Source organism: Haloarcula marismortui ATCC 43049 (assembly GCF_000011085.1).
Classification (GTDB): domain Archaea; phylum Halobacteriota; class Halobacteria; order Halobacteriales; family Haloarculaceae; genus Haloarcula; species Haloarcula marismortui.
The window spans coordinates 26,294-33,452 of the sequence record NC_006390.1; the positions used below are offsets into that span (position 1 = coordinate 26,294).

General features: G+C 56.1%; 8 protein-coding genes. 1 reads left to right on the plus strand and 7 read right to left on the minus strand.

Features of this window, described 5'->3' with window-relative positions; translation table 11 throughout:
- Positions 1 to 68 precede the first annotated feature (68 nt).
- Positions 69 to 1,049, plus strand: a complete 981-nt coding sequence (locus RR_RS00350; RefSeq protein WP_011222179.1) for a phosphoadenosine phosphosulfate reductase family protein — start codon at positions 69 to 71, stop codon at positions 1,047 to 1,049.
- A gap of 782 nt (positions 1,050 to 1,831) precedes the next feature.
- Here the strand turns inward: RR_RS00350 and RR_RS00355 are convergent.
- The 7 genes from RR_RS00355 to RR_RS22165 all read right to left on the minus strand — a co-directional run bounded on the left by RR_RS00355 (position 1,832) and on the right by RR_RS22165 (position 7,155).
- On the minus strand, positions 1,832 to 2,806 hold the full coding sequence (locus RR_RS00355) for a hypothetical protein (protein ID WP_011222181.1): 975 nt from the start codon (positions 2,804 to 2,806) through the stop codon (positions 1,832 to 1,834).
- A 468-nt stretch (positions 2,807 to 3,274) separates the two neighbouring features.
- A complete protein-coding gene (locus RR_RS00360) occupies positions 3,275 to 3,910 on the minus strand; it encodes a ribbon-helix-helix protein, CopG family (RefSeq protein ID WP_161618940.1) in 636 nt (211 codons plus the stop codon).
- A 336-nt stretch (positions 3,911 to 4,246) separates the two neighbouring features.
- Positions 4,247 to 4,390: a hypothetical protein gene (locus RR_RS22160; RefSeq protein WP_011222183.1), complete on the minus strand. Its 144-nt coding sequence runs from the start codon at positions 4,388 to 4,390 to the stop codon at positions 4,247 to 4,249.
- Positions 4,391 to 4,669: 279 nt separating this feature from the next.
- Positions 4,670 to 4,984 carry a helix-turn-helix transcriptional regulator gene (locus tag RR_RS00365; RefSeq protein WP_007189820.1) on the minus strand — a complete coding sequence of 105 codons (315 nt, stop codon included), beginning with the start codon at positions 4,982 to 4,984 and terminating at the stop codon, positions 4,670 to 4,672.
- A complete protein-coding gene (locus RR_RS00370; protein ID WP_079890954.1) occupies positions 4,981 to 5,244 on the minus strand; it encodes a hypothetical protein in 264 nt (87 codons plus the stop codon). The genes RR_RS00365 and RR_RS00370 overlap by 4 nt, the downstream gene beginning before the upstream one ends.
- A gap of 195 nt (positions 5,245 to 5,439) precedes the next feature.
- Positions 5,440 to 6,987, minus strand: a complete 1,548-nt coding sequence (locus RR_RS00375) for a hypothetical protein (RefSeq protein WP_011222186.1) — start codon at positions 6,985 to 6,987, stop codon at positions 5,440 to 5,442.
- Positions 6,988 to 7,011: 24 nt separating this feature from the next.
- The gene (locus RR_RS22165; protein ID WP_161618949.1) at positions 7,012 to 7,155 is read right to left on the minus strand and encodes a hypothetical protein; all 144 of its coding nucleotides are present in this window, start codon (positions 7,153 to 7,155) and stop codon (positions 7,012 to 7,014) included.
- Between the last annotated feature and the right edge of the window lie 4 nt (positions 7,156 to 7,159).

Consider the following 7,159-nt stretch of genomic DNA (forward strand, 5'->3'; position numbering starts at 1 on the left):
TTTTGAATTCGTGCAAGAATGGCCGGCATACTGGGTTTCCCCCACGTGCCCCGGCGGGTTACATATCCATGACCGACACCGATCACTCACGTGCTGCAGAGACGAAAGCGATGACGTGCCCTTGTGGGAAAGCCGCACCATGTGCAGGCTCAAGGCCAAGTAATGGCGCAGGGACCGAGAATGCCAACACTGGGCCGACCCTCCCCGACACAACTAGTGAAACGCGGGAGGAGTTCGGGGGCATCAAAGCCCAGATCCCAGAGACGGATGCCCCTGATGAAATACTCCAACGAGCGAACAGCAGGGAATGGGACAATGCGTTCGCACTCTGTAGTGGGGGAAAGGACTCCACTGCGGCACTTCACCATACGTATCGCAATGCTGAGTTTCCTTTAGACGGGATTATTTTTATTGATACCAATATCGGGTTACATGAATCCAAAGAGTACGTTCAAAACCTCGGCGAGAAGTTTGACCTTCCCGTCCACATCGCAGACACACGCAACAAAGCAGACAGATACCGAGAGCGGATTGAAAAGTACGGATTTGCCGGCCCGACGCGCCAGTCTCACCGGTTCGAGTATATCTGCAATAAAGACAAGCCACTTCAAAAGTTTCTCACCGGGTTCGAGGGGCAATCGTTGCTCATCAGCGGCGCCACGCGGCAGGAGTCAGACGCTCGGTACGAAGCCGTCAGTGCTGACGGGATCGAGCAGGACGGGACTCGAACGTTCGTCTCACCCCTAGCCCGATGGACACAGTCCGACGTCGACGACTACCTCAACGAACACGGTGTCGAGGTATCAGAGGTAACCGAATTGCTGGAATCATCGGGAGACTGCCTCTGTGGTGCGTACGCCGACCGATATCTTGAGTTGTCCCAGTTGCGAGAGCACTACCGGTACCTACACACGTATATCCAGTCGCTGGAAGCCCGAGTGATTGACGCCGCCAGAAATGATGAACTTCTGAAAGACCAATATAGCAGTTGTTCCGGATTTCGGGGTAGTTTGTTGCACACCGATCACACCGGGTACCCGGTGCGCTGAGGGGGGTACGTGGGCGGCAAGAAAACCGGGTGTCAGGCCCCCCTGATATTGGTCCACCCTGCGTCCGCTTCGGGGTCGTATACACCGCCCCAGTCAGGTACTTTCTCCGGGTTGAGTTCACGAATCGTGTGGAGCGGTCCTTCGCTGGTCTACACACGGGCGCAATACGCTCAGTTTCGGTTATCTGCTTGTAATTACCACATGGGCTCTACCCTACCTGGTGACCAGCCGGCGACGATCGCGACACCACCTGACGCTTGGGGCCGGTCCATCCCGAAATGACAACTGCGCTTGCTTGAGCGAACGGAGTATACCGAATGCAAAACCGAGCGATATGCGAGTACAGCGATTCTGCTGCCGGTTCTCTCAATCAAAAGAGAAGATATCTGAACCAGTGTAGCCCCCGTGTCAGTAAATATTGCCGGCAGATGCAAAAGCGACGTTTGGGCTGAACAGACACCCCCCACCCGGTGGTCGGTTGCCGGTGAACGTCATGACAGGATTCGTTGGAGCTTGGGTATTTGGATCGATGGCCATGTGTGCGTAATTCAAGCGATAGATACTGAATGCAAAACCGACCAATATGCTGGTACAACTCCTCTACAGCCAGTTCTCTCAATCACGGCAAAGAAGGTTCGAAGTGGCGCGGGGCCCCGCGCCAGTTTATGTTGCCGCTAGATGCAAAACCGAGGCATAATGTTCCCAATTGCGTCAGCACCGTTTGATGCAATTCCCCTGAGCGCGTTAATGAATGCGTCTTCAAACCCTCCAAACTGCATATATTACCCTTGATCCACTTGTTTTGTCGCAATAAGTGCATCATCTGGTTGGTGAGTTAGTCCAGCTGATGTCCCGATGTTCTCCCAAGTCACGGTCTTTGTGATTGAACTTCGATCAATAGACTCACCGCCTATGGTGACGGTAAAGTCGTACTCGACACCCTCCTGAACCTTCCACCCTTTCTCATCGGGGTCCTCTGTGATTGTCCTATCTTTCTCCATCCTAATGGTGAGCAGTCGCTTGTTACTCGTGTCGACTAACTGCGTCTGCTGACCTGCATAGACTGTTATTGGTAACTCTTTGCCACCCTTGAAATCTGGCTTGTAATCAAGACGCCCTTTCTGTGAGAGGCTTTCTACCTGCGACTCAGGTGAAGAATATCCATAACTACTCATCGGGTTTGGATCTCCATCTCTTGACCATTCTGGAGTGAACTCTTCAGACTCATAGCCAACCCAGTCAAGTTCGCCGGGGGCATTTCCAGTATTCTCAACCGACATGACGATATCCGTCAGTGCAATATCGTTCTCCGACGTATACATATCCGTCTCGCTCGCCGTTTGCCAGTCAACGAGCTCAATGTTCGGCTCAAGCACTTCGGTGACTTCGGACACAACGGTATCGTCGTCTGAGTTGACCGCAGCAAAGCGATACTCACCGGGAGAGTAATCAGTAAAGTCGAGTGAGACTTGGCCAGCCGATGGCGTCACACTGGTACTGGCGAACTGCTTGCCGTCGCTGTCGAAGGCCACGATCTCGTCGTAGCCATCGGTCGTGGCAAGCGAAATGTTCAGTGTGTATTCTTCGAACGAGAATTCACCAAAGATGTCTGCTCCGCCACCGGAAAGCCCATCTCCACTGTTGTCAGCGGAACTATTGCTACCCCCGCTGCCAGAATTCCCGCCGCATCCAGCAGTAGCAAGAGTTAGCGACGTACCGATACCAGCCAAGAGTTGACGACGTGTTCTTTCAGTCATAAGTGAACACCATCCCGAAGGTTTACGTCAATAATTATCCCGTTTTTGATATTTGAAATTGGCGATAAAAACGGGGCATAAATGCCTTTGAACCGATATCGCGTTTTCATTACTGAGAGCGTACAAACTCTGGTACGGTATCTATAGAGCTCAGTAGCAGTTGCTTTCGATCTTGGACTGATTAAGCTGGGCGACGCTGTGGGAGAGATATAATCGCTGCATGAGTACCAAGTATCAACCCCCCTGATATTGGTCCACCCTGCGTCCACTCCGGGGTCGTATGCACTGCCCCAGTCGGCGACGGTCGCCACAATCTAGCCGTTAGAACTGTGTCATCCCAGAATGACAATTGTGCTCGCTCAAGCGACCGGGGCGCATCGAATGCAAAATCAAAATATCCATTGGACATCAATCCGCCCCTGCTGCAACACACGCCGCCAGCAGGGCGGCTTACGCGACTCTCGATGGTTACGGGAGCCGCCGCCGAATCCAGTCTAAGGCTTTGACTGTAAGCGGGCGGGCGTGTTTCACCTCTTGCCGTAGCTCGTCGCGTATCTCATCGCGGAGTTCCATCACCAGTTCACGCTGTTCAGTTGTTCCGTGCCACTGACGGTCGGCCTTCTCTTCGATGGTTTCTTCCATTGATTCGAGATCCTCGGTCGTGGCTGTGGTTTCGATCAGCTCCGAGGCATTCCCGGCCAGCTCCCCAGTCTTCTCTATTATCTGCAGTTTGTCCTCTTGGCGGAGCGCGTCGTTCTCTTCTTTCAGTTCGCGGATTTGCTGCCGGTATTCGCCGCGGACCGCTTGCACTGCTTCGTCGGCCGTCTTCTCGATTGTTTTTTCCATCGACTCAACCCGCGACCTGGCAATGCGCATTCGCTCTTCGAATTCATCACGCTCGCGCTTGAGATTTTTAATCGTCTCCTCCATCTCTTCTTTCTCCTGTTTCGTTATCACCTGGTCGTCGAGGTCGTCTTTGATATGCCGAGCACGCAGCACCGACCGAATGAACTCGCTCCGGCTTTTTCCCTCTGCATTCGCTTCGCGTTCGAGTTCAGCGACCTCATCTTCTGGCAACTTAAATGAGACTGTTTGCAGAGCCACAGCACGCCGTGCGAGCAGCGTCCACAAAAGGCATTGAGATTGTTTATTTCCGTATGTGTCGGTATACATATTGATAACGTCTGGACGTGCCGTAAACCGGCGTCTTAGACAGTGAAATCCAAATACCAGTAAAATATACGGAAGTAACACGGTGTACCATCAAAGTCTATCGATAGATCACCAGTATACACACCCCAAGACCGCGGATCTATCGATAACATTTGTCCAAAGAAAAAGGGGGTAATCAGGTAAACAAAATCAGGCAAAATAGTGTAAAAACTCTTAGATGAGGAGTAACTGAGATAATATTCAGGCTCGCGCCTTGGTGCCGATGCGTTAGTGTTCAGAGTAGACGGTGAACCAACGGTGGCACTCGGCGCACCGGGTGCCACGGCTCACCTCACCGTCATGGATCGGGTCTATCTCGTTCTCAACGCCGCAGTGTGAACACTCGACAGCCATCGTATACTCGTCGGTCATCAGGTGCCACCAATGGCTACAGCGTCCTTAGACCGGCGGTGTGAGTACGGAGAGTAATCAACAAAAGAGGAAGCTAACGACCAATGGGGCCGACTGTCCCTGTCGGTGAAAAAGATAGAGACGCGAGAACTATTATCCCCAGTGGCGACACGAAGGCAACGTCAAAACGCAGTATGTTGCGCCGGTCAATCCAGCCGAGTAGTCAGCGATTCACATCGGATCGCTCATAGCTGAACACGACCCGGTCACGCTAACGCACTATCACCGGGGTGACCACAATCACTCCAGCGTCCGCCCAAGACTGTCGCGCATCCCGCTCAAGACCTCGCGCCCGTCGTCGGTGACCGAATACGTCTGTCGGTGCTTGTTCGGTCCTGTTGACTCAACCAACCCCGCCGACTCCAGATCTGCAAGCGAGCGCCGGACATGGCGGTCACTCACGTCAAGACCCTCCTGTGCGGCCTGTGCGATCAGGCCACCCCAGGCGTCGCCGTCGTAATTCGCGACCAACAGCAGGCACGTCTGTGCCGTTGGCGTGAGGTTCTGATACGCCGCCCAGTCCGGCTGGTCGCTGGCATCGCTGTCGGCTGTCATCGGCTCACCGCCGTTGTGAGCGTGGTCTGTGTTGGTACTGCCAGTGACCGCTCGCCATCGAACAACCACAGTCGCTCGATAGCACTGATTGGGAGCCACTGTTCGACGGTGATCGCCTCGACCCAGCAGCCACCAAGCACCGACATGACGACCGCGACCAGTGCTCGCAGTGTCGCCCGGATCGCGCCGACGCCAGATGCGAGTGGCACCACCAATGTTGCCCGCCCAGCGCGAGCCAGTGAGCGCACATCACTGGCCATCAGTTTCCACCTCGAACAGCGTTCAGGGGGGTCCCCCCTTCCGTTCCTGTTCCTGATACGCGCGCGTACCCAGCGGACATTTTGGTCCACTCAGGCCGATTGGTGCCGCTCGGCCCGCCAGCCGGGTCACCGTCGACGGCTGTCATCAACGTAAAAGGGCGTTCGGTGTCGGTCTCCACCAGTCGCTTCGCTGGGTCACTCATCGGCCTCGACCTCCGTCGTCGTGCCGGGCCCAGTTCGTCTCGGAATGCGTGCCGCAACGATCTCTGCGTTCGCGTCTGGCTTGAACATGATATCGTAGTGGGTCTGTGTCGTTTTGATCGGGTTCTCGGGGAACTCGGCGTCGGGATACGGGCTCGATAGCACCTCCAGTGGCTCGGGTTTCTCACCGGAGATGTCGATAATCCCGCGACCAGGCGCGAGCACGCGCAGTTCGTGCACGGCGCCGTCGGCTGCGCGGTACTCCTTGAGGATGGTCGGCTGGCCCTCATCGTCGGTCGCCACCTGGAGGTCCTCGACGATCATACCGCTATCGTCGCTCGTCGGGACATCGACGGCTTGCGGGATCCCGAGCCGGAGTTGGAACTCTGGCGTGTCGTGTGGGTAGCCCAGATCGGAGAACTGAAACTCCGAAAACCGGTTGGCCGTGTAGCACAGTCCAAACCCCTTTGGCCGCTTCGAGAGGAGGTCTTGGTCTTGCTCGATATCGCGGAATGGCTTCGGTGCTTCAGCCTTGGTCGTCCGGTTGCCACGATCGTGGTTCGAAAGTTCGACCCAGAAGTCGAACTCCTTGAGCCAGTGATTGTGGACGTCCTCTTCGTGATGGCCATAGCCGACCAGCGATAGCCCGGCCGACCGCATCTCCTTCGCGATGTCGGCCATGATCTGGACACACTGGTGAGTCCAGTGGCCGGACTCCCCACCCGGCGCTGACTCCGGGGCCAGCATCCCGAACTCGTCGATGTGAGCGGTCATCCAGTTGCGCTCGCCATCGCCGTCGACGCGAACTCCGTCGAAGGTCCGTGCTGCAAGGAAGCCAAACCACCAGTGTGAGGCTGGCGTGGGGTTTGGCTCGTTCTTGGGGATGAACTCCGGCTGTTGGACCGTCGCATCTGCCGTCGACAGTGCTTCAACACAGCCCCGGAAGTACGGGTCCGGGAACACGACGTTGTAGGTACCTTTCGGATGGTCCTGCAGTCGTGCAACCAGTTCGTGGACATCCGAGTAATACCGTACGTCTCGGCAGAGTTCGTCGGGATCTGGATCGTCGCGGTCGACGGTTTCCATCCAGCGGCCGTCAACCTCGACGCCGCTGGGGAGCCACAGCGTCGTCCAGTCAGCTAGCCGCCGCCAGTCCGAGCTCTTCTGGCGGCCGTTTCTGACGATGCGCTCGTCGTTGTGTTCCATCTGGTACGTGGCAAACTGGTCGGCGGCTGTGGATTTGCCTGAGCCCTTCGGCGCTTCGACCATCGTCAGTGATGCACCCGGTGAGTTCACCGTCGACGGGCCATCGGCGGAGTTCTCGATATGCACGAGAAAGTCCGGATACACGCCCGACAGTGCCGCGCCCTCACGCGGGTAGAACGCTTCCGGGTCGAACGCCGGGATATCGAACCGGTTTCGAATTTCCTCAGCGTCGGTCGGCCACTTTCCGTGCGGGTCCGCGCCGTGGATGATCTGTGCGCCCTGTATCGTCTTCTCTGTAAACCCGTCCTGTTCGGATTTCGGGATGTTCTGAGACATACGTTGTTTACTGCAGTTAGTTGGTCAATTCCGTCTCTGTGCGTTGTCGCCGAAGCCAGCGTTGCGAGGGTGCTCATCGTGAGAGCCAATACTGTCGTGACCGCCCGTCTCGTCGGCTCCGGTAGCGCCACCGGCCAATCCGTGGCCAGCCGCTTCGAGCGCGTTCACGGCT

What these genes read in the sequence shown, in the direction of transcription:
- RR_RS00350 (WP_011222179.1), top strand. Translation starts at nt 69, where the DNA reads ATGACCGACACCGATCACTCACGTGCTGCAGAGACGAAAGCGATGACG.
- RR_RS00355 (WP_011222181.1), bottom strand. Translation starts at nt 2,806, where the DNA reads ATGACTGAAAGAACACGTCGTCAACTCTTGGCTGGTATCGGTACGTCG.
- RR_RS22160 (WP_011222183.1), bottom strand. Translation starts at nt 4,390, where the DNA reads ATGACCGACGAGTATACGATGGCTGTCGAGTGTTCACACTGCGGCGTT.
- RR_RS00365 (WP_007189820.1), bottom strand. Translation starts at nt 4,984, where the DNA reads ATGACAGCCGACAGCGATGCCAGCGACCAGCCGGACTGGGCGGCGTAT.
- RR_RS00370 (WP_079890954.1), bottom strand. Translation starts at nt 5,244, where the DNA reads ATGGCCAGTGATGTGCGCTCACTGGCTCGCGCTGGGCGGGCAACATTG.
- RR_RS00375 (WP_011222186.1), bottom strand. Translation starts at nt 6,987, where the DNA reads ATGTCTCAGAACATCCCGAAATCCGAACAGGACGGGTTTACAGAGAAG.